Here is an 18,576-nt window from a genome sequence, read left to right as displayed (position 1 = left end):
TGCCTGCCTTCCGGACCGGCAAAGCCCGTTTAAACCTGCAACGCCTTCGGACCGTCCTGAGTTCCCGTCCCGGCGTGACTCCCCTAGGCTGCGATCGGTGACCAATCGCACGAAAGCGGGGGGAGGAGGCCGATGACCAGTCCAGCGGAGGCCACTCTGGCCTATGCGGAGCAGTTCCATCACGAGGACGAGCTCCTGCACGCGGCGCGTCAGCGCGGGCTGGAGATGGGTGCGGTGCCCATCCTTCCCGGGGGCGGGGCCGCGCTCTGCTTCCTCGCCACCGTCGTCAACGCCAAGTCGGTCGTCGAGATCGGCACCGGCTGCGGCGTCTCGGGGCTGTGGCTGCTGCGCGGCATGCGTGGCGACGGCACGCTGACCAGCGTCGACGTCGAGCCCGAGCACCAGCGGCTGGCCCGGCAGGCGTTCGCGGAGGCGGGCTTCTCCGGCGGGCGGGTGCGGCTGATCTCGGGCCGGGCGCTCGACGTGCTGCCCCGGCTGTCCGACGGCGGCTACGACATGGTCTTCGCCGACGGCGCCAAGCAGGAGTACGTCGACTACCTCGCCGAGGCGGTCCGCCTGCTGCGCGTGGGCGGCGTGGTGGCCTTCGACAACGCGCTGTGGCACGACCGGGTGGCCGACCCCACGCGACGCGACCCCGACACGGTCTCGCTGCGCGAGCTCGGCAAGCTGGTGCAGGGCGACGACCGGCTGCGCTCGGTGCTGATGCCTCTGGGCGACGGCCTGCTGGCCGCCGTCAAGATCGCTCAGTAGCCCCGGGTCAGCCACTCCAGCAGCACGCGCACGCCGAACCCGGTCGCGCCCTTGGTCAGGACGCCCTCGTCGACCGTGCTGCGGCCGACCCCGGCGATGTCGAGGTGCGCCCACGGACGCTTGCCCGCGAACTCCCGCAGGAACAGCGCCGCCGTGATCGAACCCGCGCCGTAGCGGGACCCGCTCTCGACGTTGGCCAGGTCGGCGATCGACGAGTCGAGGGCCGGGGCGTAGTCGTCGATCAGCGGCATGCGCCAGAGCCGGTCGTCGCTGGCCTGCCCGGCCGCCACGAGCTGGGCGGCCAGGTCTTCGTCGGAGGCGTAGACGGCGCCGACGTTCCGGCCGAGGGCCACCGAGATGGCCCCGGTCAGGGTGGCGATGTCCACGACCGCGTCGGGGTCGAGCTCGGCGTCGGCGTAGGCCAGGGCGTCGGCCAGCACGAGCCGGCCCTCGGCGTCGGTGTTCAGCACCTCGACCGTGCGGCCGCCGTAGTGCCTGATGACGTCGCTGGGACGCTGGGCGGTGCCGGACGGCATGTTCTCGGCGGCGGCGATCAGGCCCGTCACGCGTACGGGGGCGCCCAGCCTGGCCAGCGCGGCGAGCACGGCGATCACCACCGCGCCGCCCGCCATGTCGGTCTTCTGGGTCTTCATGTTCTCGGTCGGCTTGAGCGACAGGCCGCCCGAGTCGAACGTGATGCCCTTGCCCACCAGCACGACGTGCCGCTCGGCCGGCTGCTCGGGGACGTAGGAGAGCTGGATGAGCCGGGGCGGCCGGACCGAGCCGCGCCCGACGGCCAGGATGCCGCCGAACCCCTCGGCCTGGAGCTGCTCCTCGTCCCACACCCGCACCGGCAGGCCCTGCTCGGCGGCGCGCTCGGCGAGCCAGGCGGGATGCTTGACCGAGGAGGGCATGTTGGCCAGGTCGCGGGCCAGCGCGACGGCCTCCGCCACGACCCCGGCCCGCCGGACCTGCTCCTCGTCGGCGCCGGCGAGCTCGATCGCCCGCACGCCCTTCCTGCCCTCTTTGCCGATCTTGAAGGTGTACCCGGCCAGCAGCGCGGCCTCGGCGAACGCGGCGACGTCGCCCTCGGGCGGCACCACGGTCAGTGTGTCGCGGCCCTTGACCTTGCGCGCCAGCGCGGCGCCCGCCCTGCGCAGCGCCCGCGGCGAGCCGTCGCCCACGCCGTAGAGCAGGACGCGCCCGACCCCGCCGGCCCGTGCCACCGGCACCTCGACGATCTCGCCCGCCTCTCCCTTGGCCTCGTAGTGGGCCAGCAGGCCGGCGACCGGCAGGTGCAGCTCGGCGTGCGGCTCGACCGCGGGGCGCAGGTCGGAGGCGTAGGGCACGGCCAGCAGCTCGGCACCCTCAGGGACCTCGGCGACCGCGGCGGCGGTGGTCTCGATGGGCACGGAACCCTCCAAACGTCGGCGACCCTGGCGCCGGACTTACGCCAGGGTCGGAGGATCAGGTTGTCTCGGGAGCTCTCAGCCGACGACGTTCTTCAACGCCTCGCCGAGCGCCTTTGCCTCGTCGGCGGAGATCTCCACGACGAGCCGGCCGCCACCTTCGAGAGGGACCCGCATGACTATGCCGCGCCCTTCCTTGGTGACCTCGAGCGGACCATCGCCGGTCCGCGGCTTCATCGCCGCCATGCGTGCATCCCTTCCTGCCTTGGGCTCCCGCGGCCCGCGATTTCCGACCGCCCGAGGGGGTGGTCGGCGCATTCACGTCTTCTGTGATGTCCTATTCTCCCGCATCGAGAGCCCTCATGGGTAACGATCTCCTCCCAGAATGCGTTGTCGAGGCTGGCGATGGCGTCCAAACTGGACTTCGTGCACGCTCGCGCCGCTCTCTTCGACCTGTACGGAGACCACCTGCGCTCGCGGGGCGGACAGGCGACCGTGGCCGCGCTCGTACGGCTCATGAAGCCCCTGGAAATAGCGGCTCCGGCCGTCCGGACGGCGGTCTCGCGGATGGTCCGGCAGGGCTGGCTGCGGCCGCTGCGGCTGCCTCAGGGACCCGGGTACGGCCTCACCCCGAAGTGTGTCAGGCGCCTGGACGAGGCAGCGCTGAGAATTTACCGATCAGGGACACTCGCCTGGCACGGCCGCTGGCACGTGATCGTCTTCGAGCCGGTCAGGGAGCGCCAGCGCCGCGAGCGGATCAGGGCCGACCTCACCTTCCTCGGCTACGCCTGCCTGTCGGAGACGACGTGGATCGGGCCGCGCTCCTCCATCGAGCTGGACAACCTGCTGGAGGGCGAGGGCGTGCGGGCCGACCGGTTCGACGCGGCGCTGGAGGGCGACCCGCGCGAGCTGGTGGCGCGGGCCTGGGATCTGCGGGCCATCGGCGAGGCGTACGAGCACTGGCACGCCGAAGCTGTCACGCTGATCAGCGCGCTGCCCGGGGACGCCCCTCCCGACCGGGTGTTCGCCACCAGGAGCAGACTCGTGCACGGTTGGCGTAACTTCCTGTTCCAGGACCCCGGGCTGCCGGCCGAGCTGTTGCCTCCGGGCTGGCCAGGCGAGAAGGCCCGCACGTTCTTCGAGCAGGAGGCCACCAGGCTGCTGCCCGCAGCCGCCGCGTTCGTCGACAGGGAGCTCATGTGATCCGTTACGACATGGCCGACGCCGTCGCCACCGTCACCCTCGACCGGCCGGAGTCGATGAACTCGCTCACGGCCGAGACCAAGGCCGCGCTGCTGGAGGCGGTGGGCAGGGCGGCGGCCGACCCCGAGGTCAGGGCGGTGCTGCTCACCGGCTCGGGCCGGGCCTTCTGCGCCGGCCAGGACCTGCGCGAGCACGCCGACAACCTGGCCGCCGGCCGCGGCCTGGCCGACACCGTGCGCGAGCACTACAACCCGATCGTCGAGCTGATCGCGACCATGCCCAAGCCGGTCGTGGCGGCGGTCAACGGCGTCGCGGCGGGCGCGGGCGCCGCCCTGGCCTTCGCCTGCGACCTGCGGATCGCCTCCGACAAGGCCAAGTTCGCGCTGGCGTTCGCGGGCATCGGGCTGGCCCCCGACTCCGGCGCGTCCTGGACGTTGCAGCGCCTGGTCGGCCGGGGCCGCGCGGCCGAGCTGCTGCTGCTCGGCGAGCCGATCGACGCGGCCACCGCGCTCGGCCTGGGCCTGGTCACCCGCGTGGTCCCCGCCGACGACCTGCCGAAGACCGCCCACGAGCTGGCCGTACGCCTGGCCGCCGGGCCGACCGCGGCCTACGCCGCCACCAAGCGCGCGCTGGCCCACTCCACCACGCACTCGCTGGCCGACTCCCTGGCGTTGGAGGCCGATCTCCAGGACGCGTGCGTGGCCACCCAGGACCACCAGGACGCCACCCGCGCCTTCCTGGCCAAGGAGCGGCCGGTGTTCAGGGGCCGCTGAGACTCCCCGAGAGGCACGCGGGCAGGCGGCCGGTCAGCCGGGGCGTCATGGGACGGTCTGGTGCTGCTCAGCGGGCCAGGCAGCCCTCGATGTGGTCGTTGACCAACCCGATCGCCTGCATCAGCGCGTACGCGGTGGTCGGCCCGACGAACTTGAACCCGTGCCTGCGCAGTTCCTTGGCCAGGGCCTTGGAGCCAGGGGTGATCGCGGGCACGTCGGCCATCGTCCGGGGCACCGGCGAGTCGGGGTCGGCGAAGCGCCACACCAGCTCCGAAAGGCCCTCGGGCAGGTCGAGCGCGGCCCTGGCGTTGCCGATCACGGCCTCGATCTTGGCCCGGTTGCGGACGATGCCGGGGTCGCCGAGCAGCCGTTCGACGTCGTGCTCGGTGTAGGCGGCCACCTTCACGGTGGAGAAGCCGTCGAAGGCGGCGCGGAAGTTCTCCCGTTTGCGCAGGATCGTCAGCCACGACAGGCCCGACTGGAACGCCTCCAGCGCCACACGCTCGAAGACCTCGTCGTCGCCCTTGACCGGGCGGCCCCACTCCTCGTCGTGGTAGGTGATGTACAGCGGGTCGGCCATGCCCGGCCAGGTGCAGCGGATGAGCTCGGTCACGGGCGCTCGTCCTTGTCCTCGTCCTTGCTCAGCGTGGCGGGCACGGACTTGTCGTCGTCCTGCTCGGGCTCGTCCTGCTCGGGCTCGTCCTGCTCGGGCTCGTCCTGCTCGGGCTCGTCCTGCTCGGGCTCGTCCTGCTCGGGCTCGTCCTTCTTCTCCGGGACGCGCCACTCCGGCTCCTCGGACGGGTCGCGCAGCTCCGGCTCGCCCTCCCACTCCACCGACGCGCCGCTCGACGTGACCGGGTCGCCGGACTCCGGCAGCTCCCTGGGCATGGTCGGCGCCTCCGGCTCGTGGTCGGTGCGCAGCCCGGCCCCCGGCGCGGCGTAGATCTCCTGGCGCGCGTGCAGCCGGCTGGACAGCAGCTCCGACACCCGCTGCTCCAGCACGGCGATCCTGGTGTCGCGGGCGCTGATGGCCTGGGCGGCCCGGCGCAGGGTCTCGTCGACGCTCTGCGTGTGGTAGCCGACCAGGTTGACCGGCAGTTGGAGCGCCATGAAGTCGACCGCCGTGAGCTGTCCGGCCTCGGGCAGGTCGAGCGGCGGGACGTCCGGCGGGAACTCGGTCAGCTCCCCGCCTCTGCCGAGGGAGACCAGGACCACGCAGGCCAGGATGGCGATCGCGGCGATGGCGAGTATGACCAGCACATTGGCATCGTACTCATATGGTGGAGCGCGTTCAGCGATCTACCACAAGTGTGGGTAATCGGGGCACGCTGGTCAGCCGGTGGCCTCCCCCAGCTCGGCGATGCTCGGACGGACCGGCTGGGGACGCGCTTCGAGGTGCGCGAACGCCTCCTCGACCGTGGTGGTCCAGGAGATCGCGTCGAAGACGTCGGCCCGGGTGAAGCCCTCGGCGTGCATGCCGGAGACGAGCTGCCGCAGCGGCTCGTACAGGCCCCAGGGGTCGAGGATGACCAGGGGACGGTCGTGGATGCCGAGCACCCGCGCCGTCCAGATCTCGAACAGCTCCTCCAGGGTGCCGATGCCGCCGGGCAGCACGAGGAAGGCGTCGGAGCGGGCGTCCATGACGCCCTTGCGCTCGCGCATCCCGGCGGTGACGATCAGCTCGTCGGAGTCGGTGTCGGCCACCTCGATGTCCACCAGCACCTGCGGGATCACGCCGACCGTGACCCCGCCGGCGGCACGGGCGGCGGAGGTGACCGCGCCCATGCACGAGACCGTGGCGCCGCCGCTCACCAGCGTGTGGCCACGCCTGGCGAGCTCGGCGCCCACCTCCGCGGCCAGGTCGACGTACTTCCTGTCGATGCGGAGGCTGGAGGCGCAGAAGACGCAGATGTTCACGGGCCGACAGCCTATTGCGGCTCCGCGGTCTGGGCGGCGGCGGCCTCCAGCTCCTCCTCCCGCTGGTGGGAGCGGGCCCGGTCGGAGTCGGCGATGATCCGCACGGCCTCGTCGGGGTCGTCGGTGACGGAGATCAGGTCGAGGTCCTGGGCGGCGATCTTGCCGGTGCCGAGCAGGGTGCTCTTGATCCAGTCGAGCAGGCCGCCCCAGAACTCCGAGCCCATCAGCACGACCGGGAACGAGGTGACCTTGTGGGTCTGGACCAGTGTCAGCGCCTCGAAGAGCTCGTCGAGCGTGCCGAAGCCGCCGGGCAGGGCGATGAAGCCGCGCGAGTACTTGACGAACATCGTCTTGCGCACGAAGAAGTAGCGGAACTCGATGCCGAGGTCGACGTAGTCGTTCATGCTCTGCTCGAACGGCAGCTCGATGCCGAGCCCGACCGACACCGCGCCCTCGACCTCGGAGGCGCCCCGGTTGGCCGCCTCCATGACGCCCGGCCCGCCGCCCGTGATCACCGCGTAGCCGGACTCGGCCAGCGCCCGGCCGAGCCGCCGGCCCATCTGGTATTCGGGGGTGCCCTCGGGGGTGCGGGCCGAGCCGAAGACCGTGATCGCCGCGGGCAGCTCGGCGAGCTGGCCGAACCCCTCCACGAACTCGGCCTGGATGCGCAGCACCCGCCACGGGTCCATGTGCACCCAGTCGGACGGGCCCTGCCGGTCGAGCAGCCGCTGGTCGTGGGTGGAGCTGGGGACGAGACTCCCGCGCACGACCGCCTGCCCCTGACGGCGTTCGGCTCGTTGCTTGTGTTCCATGCTGGTCACGCTAGTCCTCTCCGTACCGGCCCGCGGCGTCGTTCTCGCCTCCGGCCGCGCACCCCGAAGAGCGCACTTCGAGGATGAACGCCCAGGTCGAAGGCCAGATGAAGGCGCCGAAAAAACTTGGGAAAAGCAGGGAACCGAATTTCGACCCCCCTGCGTCTAACTGCCGAGGGTGCTGCTCGGGACTGAAAGTGGCTTTCCCCGCCAAATGGCCGGCGAGGAAAGCCACTTTCATTTGGTCAGCCAGTTCAGCAGGGCCCGCTCGCTCTCGACGATCTTCGGCAGCGACACGTACTCGCCCTGCTGGTGCGCCAGGTTGGGGTCGCCGGGACCGTAGTTCACGGCCGGGACGCCGAGCGCTGAGAAGCGGGAGACGTCCGTCCAGCCCAGTTTGGCGCGCGGCGTGCCGCCGACGGCGGCGGTGAAGGCGGCGGCCACGGGATGCGTCAGGCCCGGCCTGGCCCCGGGCGCCGCGTCGAGGAAGCTGACCCGGTAGCCCTCGAACACCTCGCGCACGTGCTGCTCGGCCTGCTCGATCGTCAGGTCGGGGGCGAAGCGGTAGTTGACCGTGACCACGCACTCGTCGGGGATGACGTTGCCCGCCACGCCGCCGCGCACCGCGACCGCGTTGAGCCCTTCGTGGTATTCCAGCCCGTCGACCATCGGCAGCCGCGCCTCGTAGGCGTTGAGCCTGGCCAGCACCGGCTCGATCCCGTGGACGGCGTTGACGCCGAACCACGACCGCGCGCTGTGGGCGCGCTTGCCGGTGACGGTGACGTCGGCGCGCAGGGTGCCCTGGCAGCCGCCCTCGATCACGCCGTCGGTCGGCTCCATCAGCACCGCGAAGTCGGCCGCCAGCCACTCGGGGTGGTCCCTGGCGACCCTGGTCAGGCCGTTGCGCTCGGCCTCGATCTCCTCGCAGTCGTAGAAGACGTACGTCACGTCGCGGTTGGGGGCCGGGACGGTGGCCGCCAGCCACAGCGCGACCGCCACGCCCGCCTTCATGTCGGAGGTGCCGCAGCCGTAGAGCAGGTCGCCCTCCACCCGGCTGGGCAGGTTGGCCGCGACCGGGACCGTGTCGAGGTGGCCCGCGATCAGCACCCGCTCGGCCCGGCCCAGGTTCGTGCGGGCGACGACGGTCTCGCCGGAGCGGTCGACCGTCAGGTGCGGCAGCGCGGTGAGCGCCTGCTCGACCGCGTCGGCCAGGGCCTTCTCGCCGCCGCTCACCGACTCGATGTCCACGATCGCGGCGGTCAGCGCGCGTACGTCCTGTGTCAGGTCCAGCATCAGGTGTTCACTCCATGTTCGCGCAGCACCTCGTTGAGTGCCGCCTTGTCGTGCCGCTGCTCGGGCTCCAGACGCTTGATCACCAGCACGCACGGCAGCCCGAACGTGCCGCCGGGGAACTCCTTCTGCCGGGTGCCGCCGACCGCCACGCACCAGTCGGGCACCCTGCCCCGGGCCAGCTCCTCGCCCGTCTGCACGTCGATCACGGGGATCGTGCCGGACAGGATCGTGCCCGCGCCGATCACCGCGCCGCGGCCCACCCGCGCGCCTTCGACGATCATCGAGCGGCTGCCGATGAACGCGTCGTCCTCCACGACGACCGGCACCGCGCCGGGCGGCTCCAGGACGCCGCCGATGCCCACTCCCCCCGACAGGTGCACGTTCTTGCCGATCTGGGCGCATGAGCCCACCGTGGCCCACGTGTCGACCATGGTCCCCGAGTCCACGTACGCGCCGATGTTCGTGAACGACGGCATCAGCACCACCCCCGGCGCCAGGTACGAGCCCCAGCGCGCGATGGCTCCCGGCACCACCCGCACCCCCTCGAAGGACGTCTTGAGCGGCACCCTGTCGTGGTGCTGGAAGTCGCCCACCTGGGAACGTGCCATGCCCAGCAGCCGGAAGCTGAGCAGGATGGCGCGCTTGGCCCGCTCGTCGACCACCACCTCGCCGCCCACCAGGCGCGCGACCCTCGCCTCGCCCTTGTCCAGCAGGTCGACGGCGCCGACCACCTCGATGCGCGCCTCCACGTCGGCCGGGGACAGCTCCGCGCGTCGTTCCCACAGCTCGTCCACCACCGGGGACATCACGTGACTCATGGCCACGGAGCTTATCCGGCCAGGTAGGTTCTTCAGGGTGCGCCTGCGCTTCTCCCGTGGAGTCCTGACCATAGCGATCATCGTCGTGATCCTCGCCGTCGGCGTCTCCGTGGGGCTCTACCTCCTGCTCAGGCGGGCCACGCCGCTGGTCCTCCCGGAGGCGTACTGCATGGTGCGCACCCCCGAGGGCGTTCTGTCCCTCGATCCGGAGCAGGCGCAGGTCTCGGCCACCATCGCCGCCGTCGCGGCCCGCCGCCGCCTGCCCGAGCGGGCCGTCGTGATCGCGTACGGCACCGCGCTGCAGGAGTCGAAGCTGCGCAACCTCAACTGGGGCGACCGCGACTCGGTGGGCGTGTTCCAGCAGCGCGAGTCGCAGGGCTGGGGGCGCAAGAAGCAGCTCATGGACCCCGTCTACGCCAGCAACAAGTTCTTCGCCGCGCTGGTCAAGGTCAAGAACTACCGCAAGCTGCCGCTGGCCGAGGCGGCCCAGGAGGTGCAGCGCTCGGCGGGCGGCTACGCGTACGCGCAGCACGAGCAGGACGCCAAGCTCCTGGCCGCCGCCTTCACCGGCCGGGTGCCCAAGGCCGTCCACTGCTGGTACCCGCCGGCCAAGAAGACGCCCGCGCCGCAGGCCAGGACGGCCGAGGCGCGCAAGCAGCTCGCCAGGGCGCTCGGCGACACGGCGATCACGACGAAGAAGCGGGGCTGGCTGGTGGCGTCCTGGTCGGTGGCGTACGCGGAGAAGTACCAGTTGCGGCGCGTCGGCTACAGCGGCGCGACCTGGGTCAACGACGTCGACGCGGACGGCTGGAAGCAGGGCGGCAAGGCCGGCGACGGGGAGGTCGAGCTGTCGTGACCTCCCGTCACTCGCGGGGACGTCAGGTGGCGCGGGTGACGATGGTGATCGAGCCCGGCGGCAGGGGCTGGGCGTAGCTGGCGCTCCAGGGGTGGCCCTGGATGCGCTCGAAGGAGAGCAGGCGGCCGTCGGAGGCGTGGTAGTCGGCGAAGTCGAGCAGGCCGCGTTCGGGGTTGCCGGTCTCGCCCTCGCCCCTGAAGGCCGCGGTGCCGCGCTGCACCGGGAAGAACTCGACGCCCTCCATGATCAGCATGCTCTTCGCCGGGACCATGCCCTGCGTGGGCACCTCGGTCCAGAGCAGCACCTCAAGATGGGACGCCTCGCCCGCGGTCTTGCCCTCGCGCACCTCGACCGAGAGCCACAGGCGGCGGCGGGCGACGTCGCGCAGCAGGTACTCGATCCACTGGTGGCCCTGCCAGGAGACGTACATCGCGCCGAGCACGCGGTAGGGGGTGCCGTGCACCTCGATCCGGTCGGCGACCTGAATGGTGCGAGGGTCGGCGTAGTCGGTGCCGGCATGCCCGGGGGCCTCGACCGGCGCCGGCAGCGGGGTCTCGACCGGGGCGACCTCGACCGGCGGCGGCGCGCTCGCCCGGCCCCTCCTGTCCTGCCGCATGGTGGCCAGGAACGCCCCCAGCAGCAACAGGACGGTGGCGATGCTCAGCCCGAGTACGACCATGGAGGTCATGCTCATCGAATAGCTCGCTCCACTCGCGGTCTGTCTCGGCAGACGCCTTTTTCAATTTGTCCGTGCGCTACGACGGGCGATCCTACTGGAGGCGGCGCACGGCCGCACTGATGCGTTCGTCGGTCGCGGTGACCGCGACGCGGATGTGCCGTTCACCAGCCGATCCGTAGAAGTCTCCCGGCGCGACCAAAATCCCGATTTCGGAAAGCTTACTCACTTGATCCCAGGCGTTCTGCCCATTCGACGCCCATAGGTACAGACCGGCGGTCGAATGGTCGATCGTCCACCCCGCCCGCTCCAGCGCGGGACGCAACGCGGCGCGCCGGGCCGCGTACAGCTCGCGCTGGCGTTCGGCGTGCGCGTCGTCGCCGAGCGCGACCGTCATCGCGTCCTGGACGGGCTTCGGCATGAGCATGCCGGCGTGCTTGCGGGTCTCCAGCAGCCGCTTGACCAGGACGGGGTCGCCCGTCACGAACCCCGCCCGGTAGCCGGCCAGGTTGGAGCGCTTGGAGAGCGAGTGGACGGCGAGCAGCCCCTCGTGGGAGCCCCCGCAGACGTCGGGATGGAGGATGGAGACCGGCCGCTCTTCCCAGCCGAGCTCGATGTAGCACTCGTCGGAGGCCACGACCGTGCCGCGCTCGCGCGCCCAGGAGACCACCTTGCGCAGGTGCTCGGCGGGCAGCACGCGCCCGGTCGGGTTGCCCGGGGAGTTGATCCACAGCAGGTCGACGTGTTCGGGGCCGACCGACAGGGTGCTGTCGGAGGCGGTGGCGGTCGCGCCGGCGAGCCGGGCGCCCACGTCGTAGGTGGGGTAGGCCAGCTCGGGGAAGACCACCCGCCGGGCGCCCAGGTAGGTGGGCAGCCAGGCGACGAACTCCTTGGAGCCGATCAGCGGGAGCACGTCCTGCTGGTCGACCGTGACGCCGTGGCGGCGACGCAGCCAGCCCGCGGCGGCCTCGCGCAGGGCCGGCGTGCCGTGGGTCAGCGGGTAGCCGGGGCTGTTCGCCGACTCGCGCAGAGCCTGCTGGACGGCCTCGGGCACCGGGTCGACGGGCGTGCCGACCGAGAGGTCGACGATGCCGTCGGAGTGCGCCAGGGCGCGTTCCTTGTACGGTTCGAGCCGGTCCCAGGGGAAGTCGGGCAGCTTGTTCACGGTTCTCCAGGGTCGCTCGTGGCCGTACACGCCTGTCGCGCACGCGGGCGCACGGGGCCCGCCCGATGTGGACGGCCCCGGCGCACGCGACTCGCTAGTGGTCCTCGCCCTGCGGCGGCAGCGCGGCCACCACCGGGTGGTCCTTCTCGATCTTGCCGACCTTCGAGGCGCCTCCGGGCGAGCCGAGGTCCTCGAAGAAGTCCACGTTCGCCTTGTAGAAGTCCTTCCACTGCTCGGGAAGGTCGTCCTCGTAGAAGATGGCCTCGACGGGGCACACAGGCTCGCACGCGCCGCAGTCCACGCACTCGTCGGGGTGGATGTAAAGCATGCGCTCGCCCTCGTAGATGCAATCGACGGGGCACTCCTCGATGCACGCCTTGTCCAGGACGTCCACGCAAGGCTGCGCGATGACGTAGGTCACCTCGAGCTCCTTTTTCTCCGCACCATGGCACCGACTCTGACCGCGGTTTGCTACGCCCTAGTATTGCCGTGCTTGCCAGCTGGCCGAAACGGAGGGTGGCAAACTCATGGCCGCACGCCTCGTCGTCGCGATCACAACTCAGGACATAGGCGCACGGATCACCACACGCAGACGGGTTCCCGGAGGCTTCCGGGACGCTGTGGGCGTACTCGAATCGTGGACCGGCGGCGTGTTGCGCGTTCGCAAGCGGGACGGCACTTTGGTGGACATCGACGAGGAATCGCTGGTCGCGGCCAAGGTCGTTCCGGTCGCGCCTCCTCGACCTCGGGCGAAGTAACGGTAAGTATTCATTGTGTGACCGTTCGTATCTGCGCCGCCGTAGCAGCCATTCTCGCCAGCGCCGGATGCGGCGCGTCAACGTCCCAGTCCACGTCCGCGGGGGCCAAGGACCTGCCGCCGCTCAACGTCCGGGCCGTCTCGCTGAAGCAGGGCTTCGGCACGATGGAACGCCTGGCCGAGGCCGCCAAGCACGAGGGCCAGCTCACCGTGATCGCCCTGCCGCACGACTGGGTGAACTACGGCGAGATCCTCGACACCTTCTCCGACAAGTACGGCATCAAGGTCAACGAGCTGGAACCGGGCGCGAGCAGCAAGCGTGAGCTCGACGCCGCCGCCCAGCTCAAGCCGGACGTGTTCGATCTCACCCTGGACATGGCCGTCTACGGGGCCGACCAGTTCGCGCCGTACAAGGTGACGGGCTGGCAGGACCTGCCCGACCACGTCAAGGACCCCAAGGGCGCCTGGTACGGCGCCTACGGCAGCTACATGTCCATCGGCTACGACCCGCGCGAGGTCAAGGCCCCGGCCTCCTTCGCCGACCTGCTCAAGCCCGGCTACCGCGTCGCGCTCGACGGCGACCCGCTGCGTTCGGCGGCGGCGTTCGGCGGCGTGATGGCCGCGTCCATGAAGGCCGGGTCCGCGCCGGACGCCCGGCAGGGGGTGGACCTGTTCGCCAAGCTCAAGCAGGCCGGGCAGCTCGTCGAACCGGCCAAGGCGAACGTGATCATCGACTGGGACCACCTCAACGCGACCCGCAGCGCCGACCACGCCGACTCCTGGGAGGTGACGATCCCGCGGGACGCGCCGTTCGGCGGGTACCACGTCCAGGCGATCAGCAAGACCGCTCCGCATCCGGCCGCCGCGCGGCTGTGGCAGGAGTTCCTGTTCTCCGACGAGGGCCAGAACCTGCTCCAGAAGGGCTACGCCCGTCCGGCGCGCGGCGAGGCCATGCTCATGAAGGGCAAGCTCGACGCCGAGCAGGCCGCCCGGCTGCCCAAGGCCGCCGGGCCTCCCGTGCTCATGACGATCCCGCAGACGGACGCGGCAAAGGCGTACCTCAAGCGGGAATGGAGCAAGAGCGTGGGATGAGTCCGTTGTGACTTGATATGTCGTAGAGGCGATCAGGCTCTAAAGTGAACGGACAGCACGGCCACGGGGGCCCGATGTCTGACGAATGTGAGCTGATCGTCTTGCGATACGACGCACCGAGCTTGGAGCGGTGGAACAGTCGCGCCTACGACAGCAGTTTCGGGTACGTCTCCACCCAGGGCGCGCCGCTGGTCGACCTGCTCGACCCGCAGCCCGGGGAGCGCGTGCTCGACCTCGGGTGCGGCACCGGGGTGCTGACCGCGCAGATCGCCTTCAGAGGTGCGGACGTCCTGGGCATCGACGGTTCCGCCGCGATGATCGAGAAGGCGCTGGCCCAGTACCCGGGGATCGACTTCATCATCGGCGACGGCCACGACTTCACCGTGGTCGACCCGTACGACGCCGTCTTCTCCAACGCGGCGCTCCACTGGATGAGCCGCGACCCCGCCACCGTGATCGCCAACGTCCGCGAGGCGCTGAAGCCGGGCGGCCGGTTCGTCGCGGAGATGGGCGGCGCGGGCAACTGCGCGGAGCTGACCGCCGCGATGCTGACCGCCTGGCGCGAGTACGGCCTACGCGAGCCCGATTTGCCCTGGTATTTCCCCACGCCCGCCGAGTACGCGCGACGGCTGGAGCAGGAGGGCTTCGTGGTCCGGCTGCTGGAGTACTTCGACCGGCCGACCCCGCTCGACGAGTGCCCCGGCGGGGCCGCCGACTGGGTGCGCATGTTCGCCTCGTCCGTGCTCGAAGGGCTGCCGCCGGAGATCGTGGAGCCCCTGCTGGGGCGGGTCAACGAGCTGGCCGCGCCCGCGCTGCGCAGGGAGACGGGCTGGATGGCCGACTACGTGCGTCTACGCTTTGCCGCTGTTCGGCGCTGATGCGTAGTGCATGATGCGTAGGGCTGTTTTGCCGGACTATGGTCTGTTCCGTGGGCGGCGAGATGTTGGCTGCGCCGCTCCGGCGGCGTGAGGGGCTGGTGAACGGAACGGGATGAACTTCTGCCTGAGCGACCTCGTTCCACCTTTGAGGTGGAGCGACGCGTCGACGATCACGCTACTGACCGGGCAACCGGATCTGCCGGACGCGTGGTGGCGAAGCCTGCCCATGCCGCTGGTGCTCACGGCCATCGGCCCGGAGTCGCTGGGCGAGCTGCTGACGGAGATCGCGCTGGAGCACTGGCCGGCCGCCGCCGTCGGTGACGTCCTGCCGGCTCTGCACGTCCTGGACCCGGACGAGGCCGACGAACCCGCCGTCGCCATCGCGCTCGACCGCGCCGGGTCGTGGACGGGGCTGCTCTCGCTGACCGGGCGGGAGCTGGTGGACCAGCCGTTCATCCAGGCTCGGCCGGTGCTCAACACGCTGTTCGGGGCGGTGCTCGTACGGCTCGCGCATCCGTACGCGGGTGGGCGGCAGGTGGAGGCGCACGTACCGGCGGGGCTGGTGGCTCCGGCCTCCGCGGAGGCGGACCTTCCCCGGACGCCCGCGCCGCACGGCGCCGAGCACCCCGCCCCGGAGCCTGCGGTCGCCGAGGCCGCGCTTCATGAGGGCTCGTTCGGCGAGGACGCGCCCGAGGAGGACGTGGCTGCCGAGGACCTGGCTGCGGAGAGGGCCGCTGACGAGGGGGCCGCTGACGAGGGTGCGGGGCGCGACGGCGAGCCGGTGCTCGACGCCGACTCCGAGCCGGTCGTCGAGGAGGGGCTTCGGCCCGAACCAGAGCCCGTGCTCGACGCCGCCGATGAGCCCGCGCCCGAGCCCGCCGCCGAGGAGGCGTCCGCGCTGGAGGCGGCGCTGGAGGCCGAGGGCGTCGGCGGCGAGCCGGCGTCCGAGCCCGAGCCGGTGGAGGCGACCGCGCCGGACGATCACGACGAACGGTCCGAGCCCGCCGACCACCCTGAGGTCCTTGAGGCTTCGGTGGAGGAGGAGCCCGCCGAGGCCGCGGAGCCCGAGGTCCCCGCCGACCACCCGGAGGTCCCTGAAGCCCTGGTGGAGGAGGAGCCGGCCCAGGCCGCGACGCCCGCCGACCACCTGGAGGTCCCTGAGTCCCTGGTGGAAGAGGAGCCCGTCGAGGTCGCGGAGCATGAGGCTCACGGCGAGGACGCCGTGGCGGACTCCCAGGGTGAGGCCGATGGGTCGGATGGGCAGGAGCTGCCCGAGCTGATCGAGGCCGCGTTCGCCGGGCTCGACGACAAGAGCTGGGCTGTGGCGCAGAACCGGGTCTTCACCGACGAGCCCTCGGCGGTCGACCAGCTCGCCAAGCTGTTCGCCGTCCCCCCGGCCGACATCTCCGCCACCGAGCAGGAGCTGCGCGTCCGCCTCGACCACTGGCTGGCCAGCGAGGAGGCCGCGCCGTACCGCGCGCACCTGGACGAGCTGCGCAGGACGCTGGGCCCGGCCGCCCCCAAGGAGCAGCTGATCGGCGCGGCCGACTGGCACGCCAGGGAGATCCGCGCGCTGGAGGTCCCGGCCTGGCAGTTCGTGCTGGCGACGCTGCCCGCGCAGCCCGCGCAGACCGCCCAGCCCCGCCCGCCGGCGGAGTTCCAGCAGCCGCACTCGGCGTTCGGCTCGATGCAGCCGCCGCCTCCGCTGCCGCCGCCCCCGCCTCCGCCCGGCCCGCCGCAGTTCCAGGCGTTCACGCCGGCCCCGCCGCCGCCCGTGGAGGCCAACGGCGGGGAGCAGAACAAGCCGTACCAGCCGCTCAAGGACGTCTCCCAGACCAGGCGCTGCTTCCGCCAGCCGGACGGACGCTGGTGGCTGCGGATCGACGTGACCGCCGAGCAGCTCGCCGGCGGCGAGTGTGCCCTCCCGACGGGCTTCGCGGCCTACCTGGGCCTGTCCCCCGGCGAGAGCAGGGCGGTCAGGAGCGCGGCAGGCGAGCTGACCATGACCTGGCACGGCAGGCCGGTGCTGGAGTCCATCGAGCGCCTGCTCGTGGACGTCGGCGCCAAGGAGGGCGGGCACCTGTTCCTCACGCTGTCGGACGAGGGCGTGCTGCGGGCCCGTCACCTGCCGGTCGCCGCCCAGAACGCCGAGAACATCACCAAGGCGCTGCGCCTGGTCGGCTACACGGCGCCGGGCGGCACCCGGGACCAGGCGGCCAGGGTGATCGCGACGAGGATCGGCCTGACCGGCCCCGTCGGGCTGCCGGACCTGCTCACCAGGCTCCGCGAACGCGGCGACCGCGACCTGCTCGCCCTCTTGGACTGACCGCCCGTGCCGCGGCTCGCGATCGGCCCTGACTTCCCAGGGGAGCTCGGCGCACTGGCTCAGCCGGTGCGCAGGGACGCCGTGGTCGCGCTGCGCCGTTTCCTGCTGAACGTGTCCGGAGCCCCGCACCCTGAGCGGGTGCGGGGCTGCCGGGACGCGAAGGTCGCGACGCTGCGCCTGGCCGACGGGCATCGCGGCGTGGTGGTCCGGCAGCGTGACGTCTACTGGCTGCTGTCCGTACGTCCCGACCCCGAGGCCTGGTCGTACGCCCAGCGGCACCGGTACGGCGTCAACCCGGTGATCGGCGTCGTCGAGGAGTGGGACGCCGAGACCCTGGAACGGGTCGAGCCCGCCTTACGCAGGTCGGCCCGCCCGTCGCGGCTGTTCGAGCAGATATGCGACGGCGACCTGCTCGCGCTCGGCATCGACGTGCACGCGCTGCCCCTGGTCAGGCTGATCTCCACCGAGGCCGACGTGGCCGCGCTCGAACCGCTGCTGCCGCCCACGCAGCACGCGCCGCTGGCCGTGCTGGCCCGGGGCGGCACGCTGTCGGAGGCGTGGCGGGAGCTGGACAACTGGCGCGCCCGGGACGAGGAGCCCGGCGCGATCGACCCCGACGACCTGCACGCGGCGCTGCTGCGCAGCCCGGACCGCGCGGTGTTCGCGGCCGACAAGGTGGAGCTCGACCGGGTGCTCGGGGCCCCGGACTGGTGCACGTTCCTGCATCCGACGCAGCACCGGCTGGCCAGGACCGGACGGTACGAGCAGCCGGTGCTGGTCGTGGGCGGCGCGGGCACCGGCAAGACGATCATCGCCCTGCACCGGGCGGCCTATCTGGCGGCGCGCGGCAGCGGGCCGGTGCTGCTGGTGACGTTCTCGCAGGGGCTGGCCGAGGAGCTGTCCGGCCGCCTGGACGTGCTGATCGACGACGAGAGCGTGCGCAAGCGCGTCGAGGTGGACAACGCCGAGCGCCTGGCCATGCGGATCGTCACCGACGCGGAGGGACGCCGTCCTCCCCTGGTCGGCCCGGGGGCCCGGTCGCTGGCCCAGCTCACCGACGAGGCGATCAGGCTGCTGTCGATCACGACCGGCGACCTGCTGGACGACGTGGAACCGGGGCGCAAGCCGTACCGGCACATCGTGGTGGACGAGGCGCAGGACATCAGCCCGGCGCAGTGGCGGCTGCTGCGGGCGGCGGCGCCGCACGCGCACGACGACCTGTTCGTGGTGGGCGACCCGCACCAGCGGGTGACCGACACGCGGGTGGCGCTCGGCGCGGTGGGCATCCCGGCCGTCCAGCACGACCTGCGCATCTCCTACCGGCTGCCGCAGGAGATCCTGTCCTACGTGGTCCGGCTGCGCGGCGGCGGCCCGGCGAACGGCCTGGTCAAGGGCGTGGCCGAGCTGTACGGCTACCGCGCCACGCACAACGGCCGGCGGCCGGTGATCCGGTCCTACGACACGCCCGAGTCCGAACTGGCCGGGCTGCGCACCACGGTCGGCGGCTGGCTGGCGGACGGCGTGCCGGAGGGCGAGATCGCCGTCGGCGCGCGCACCCCCACACTGGCCCGCGCCGCCCGCGAGGCCCTGGACGGGCTGGACGTGCGTGTGGCGACCTTCCAGCATCTCAAGGGGCTGGAGTTCGACCGGGTGGCACTCGTCGGCGTGGCGGAGGGCGTGGTGCCCGGGTCGCTGCCCGAGGAGCCCGCCGCGCGGGCCCGAGCGCTGCAACGCGAGCGGAGCATACTGTTCGTCGCCTGCACACGGGCCCGAACGATGCTCTATATCTCGCATTCCGGAAGGGGGAGCCCATTTCTGTCCCCCTGATCA

At 71.8% G+C, this 18,576-nt stretch carries 20 protein-coding genes; 9 read left to right on the top strand and 11 right to left on the bottom strand.

Features of this window, described 5'->3' with window-relative positions; translation table 11 throughout:
• Positions 1 to 132: 132 nt before the first annotated feature.
• Positions 133 to 771, top strand: a complete 639-nt coding sequence (locus ABZ815_RS31405) for an O-methyltransferase (RefSeq protein ID WP_357704270.1) — start codon at positions 133 to 135, stop codon at positions 769 to 771.
• Here ABZ815_RS31405 and ABZ815_RS31400 read toward each other — a convergent pair.
• Together ABZ815_RS31400 and ABZ815_RS31395 are read right to left on the bottom strand one after the other, a co-directional pair.
• Positions 765 to 2,183: a leucyl aminopeptidase gene (locus ABZ815_RS31400; protein ID WP_357704268.1), complete on the bottom strand. Its 1,419-nt coding sequence runs from the start codon at positions 2,181 to 2,183 to the stop codon at positions 765 to 767. The two genes, ABZ815_RS31405 and ABZ815_RS31400, sit on opposite strands and share 7 nt — an antisense overlap.
• 75 nt (positions 2,184 to 2,258) lie before the next feature.
• Complete coding sequence (locus ABZ815_RS31395) at positions 2,259 to 2,426, bottom strand: DUF3117 domain-containing protein (protein WP_020545024.1); 168 nt, start codon at positions 2,424 to 2,426, stop codon at positions 2,259 to 2,261.
• Between the two features lie 159 nt (positions 2,427 to 2,585).
• Between ABZ815_RS31395 and ABZ815_RS31390 the strand changes: the two genes are divergently transcribed.
• Together ABZ815_RS31390 and ABZ815_RS31385 are read left to right on the top strand one after the other, a co-directional pair.
• Positions 2,586 to 3,383, top strand: coding sequence for a PaaX family transcriptional regulator C-terminal domain-containing protein (locus ABZ815_RS31390; protein ID WP_357704266.1), 798 nt, complete (start codon positions 2,586 to 2,588; stop codon positions 3,381 to 3,383).
• Between the two features lie 11 nt (positions 3,384 to 3,394).
• On the top strand, positions 3,395 to 4,156 hold the full coding sequence (locus tag ABZ815_RS31385; protein ID WP_357704330.1) for an enoyl-CoA hydratase-related protein: 762 nt from the start codon (positions 3,395 to 3,397) through the stop codon (positions 4,154 to 4,156).
• Positions 4,157 to 4,223: 67 nt separating this feature from the next.
• Here ABZ815_RS31385 and ABZ815_RS31380 read toward each other — a convergent pair whose 3' ends face one another.
• From ABZ815_RS31380 to ABZ815_RS31355, 6 genes are all read right to left on the bottom strand, one after another.
• Positions 4,224 to 4,769 (bottom strand): DNA-3-methyladenine glycosylase I, encoded by a 546-nt coding sequence (locus tag ABZ815_RS31380; protein ID WP_357704264.1) that lies wholly within the window; start codon positions 4,767 to 4,769, stop codon positions 4,224 to 4,226.
• Complete coding sequence (locus ABZ815_RS31375; RefSeq protein WP_357704262.1) at positions 4,766 to 5,416, bottom strand: hypothetical protein; 651 nt, start codon at positions 5,414 to 5,416, stop codon at positions 4,766 to 4,768. The genes ABZ815_RS31380 and ABZ815_RS31375 overlap by 4 nt, the downstream gene beginning before the upstream one ends.
• A 72-nt stretch (positions 5,417 to 5,488) precedes the next feature.
• Complete coding sequence (locus tag ABZ815_RS31370; protein ID WP_357704260.1) at positions 5,489 to 6,073, bottom strand: TIGR00730 family Rossman fold protein; 585 nt, start codon at positions 6,071 to 6,073, stop codon at positions 5,489 to 5,491.
• An 11-nt stretch (positions 6,074 to 6,084) separates the two neighbouring features.
• Entirely contained in the window at positions 6,085 to 6,885 is an 801-nt protein-coding gene (locus tag ABZ815_RS31365) for a TIGR00730 family Rossman fold protein (protein ID WP_357704258.1), read from the bottom strand.
• A 237-nt stretch (positions 6,886 to 7,122) separates the two neighbouring features.
• On the bottom strand, positions 7,123 to 8,178 hold the full coding sequence (dapE, locus tag ABZ815_RS31360) for a succinyl-diaminopimelate desuccinylase (RefSeq protein WP_357704257.1): 1,056 nt from the start codon (positions 8,176 to 8,178) through the stop codon (positions 7,123 to 7,125).
• Positions 8,178 to 8,996, bottom strand: coding sequence for a 2,3,4,5-tetrahydropyridine-2,6-dicarboxylate N-succinyltransferase (locus tag ABZ815_RS31355; RefSeq protein ID WP_357704255.1), 819 nt, complete (start codon positions 8,994 to 8,996; stop codon positions 8,178 to 8,180). The genes dapE and ABZ815_RS31355 overlap by 1 nt, the downstream gene beginning before the upstream one ends.
• Here ABZ815_RS31355 and ABZ815_RS31350 point away from each other — a divergent pair.
• On the top strand, positions 8,995 to 9,852 hold the full coding sequence (locus tag ABZ815_RS31350; protein ID WP_357704253.1) for a hypothetical protein: 858 nt from the start codon (positions 8,995 to 8,997) through the stop codon (positions 9,850 to 9,852). The genes ABZ815_RS31355 and ABZ815_RS31350 overlap by 2 nt on opposite strands.
• Before the next feature lie 22 nt (positions 9,853 to 9,874).
• Here the strand turns inward: ABZ815_RS31350 and ABZ815_RS31345 are convergent, their stop codons facing one another.
• The 3 genes from ABZ815_RS31345 to fdxA form a co-directional block, all read right to left on the bottom strand.
• Positions 9,875 to 10,546 carry a DUF4178 domain-containing protein gene (locus ABZ815_RS31345; protein WP_357704251.1) on the bottom strand — a complete coding sequence of 224 codons (672 nt, stop codon included), beginning with the start codon at positions 10,544 to 10,546 and terminating at the stop codon, positions 9,875 to 9,877.
• A 76-nt stretch (positions 10,547 to 10,622) separates the two neighbouring features.
• Positions 10,623 to 11,693 (bottom strand): succinyldiaminopimelate transaminase, encoded by a 1,071-nt coding sequence (dapC, locus tag ABZ815_RS31340; RefSeq protein WP_357704249.1) that lies wholly within the window; start codon positions 11,691 to 11,693, stop codon positions 10,623 to 10,625.
• A 94-nt stretch (positions 11,694 to 11,787) separates the two neighbouring features.
• The gene (fdxA, locus tag ABZ815_RS31335) at positions 11,788 to 12,114 is read right to left on the bottom strand and encodes a ferredoxin (RefSeq protein WP_106240826.1); all 327 of its coding nucleotides are present in this window, start codon (positions 12,112 to 12,114) and stop codon (positions 11,788 to 11,790) included.
• Between the two features lie 106 nt (positions 12,115 to 12,220).
• On the opposite strand from fdxA, the gene ABZ815_RS31330 reads away from it, so the two are divergent.
• The 5 genes from ABZ815_RS31330 to ABZ815_RS31310 all read left to right on the top strand — a co-directional run bounded on the left by ABZ815_RS31330 (position 12,221) and on the right by ABZ815_RS31310 (position 18,573).
• On the top strand, positions 12,221 to 12,451 hold the full coding sequence (locus ABZ815_RS31330; RefSeq protein ID WP_357704246.1) for a hypothetical protein: 231 nt from the start codon (positions 12,221 to 12,223) through the stop codon (positions 12,449 to 12,451).
• Between the two features lie 17 nt (positions 12,452 to 12,468).
• Positions 12,469 to 13,542, top strand: a complete 1,074-nt coding sequence (locus ABZ815_RS31325; RefSeq protein ID WP_357704245.1) for an extracellular solute-binding protein — start codon at positions 12,469 to 12,471, stop codon at positions 13,540 to 13,542.
• 101 nt (positions 13,543 to 13,643) lie between these two features.
• The gene (locus tag ABZ815_RS31320) at positions 13,644 to 14,420 is read left to right on the top strand and encodes a methyltransferase domain-containing protein (protein WP_357704243.1); all 777 of its coding nucleotides are present in this window, start codon (positions 13,644 to 13,646) and stop codon (positions 14,418 to 14,420) included.
• A gap of 226 nt (positions 14,421 to 14,646) precedes the next feature.
• The gene (locus tag ABZ815_RS31315; protein WP_357704241.1) at positions 14,647 to 16,746 is read left to right on the top strand and encodes a hypothetical protein; all 2,100 of its coding nucleotides are present in this window, start codon (positions 14,647 to 14,649) and stop codon (positions 16,744 to 16,746) included.
• A 6-nt stretch (positions 16,747 to 16,752) separates the two neighbouring features.
• A complete protein-coding gene (locus ABZ815_RS31310) occupies positions 16,753 to 18,573 on the top strand; it encodes a UvrD-helicase domain-containing protein (RefSeq protein WP_357704239.1) in 1,821 nt (606 codons plus the stop codon).
• Positions 18,574 to 18,576 lie beyond the last annotated feature (3 nt).

It is taken from the genome of Nonomuraea sp. NPDC047529 (assembly GCF_040642995.1).
GTDB lineage: Bacteria > Actinomycetota > Actinomycetes > Streptosporangiales > Streptosporangiaceae > Nonomuraea.
Note: the sequence above shows the minus strand (reverse complement) of the source record. Positions and strands in the feature narration are given on the sequence as shown.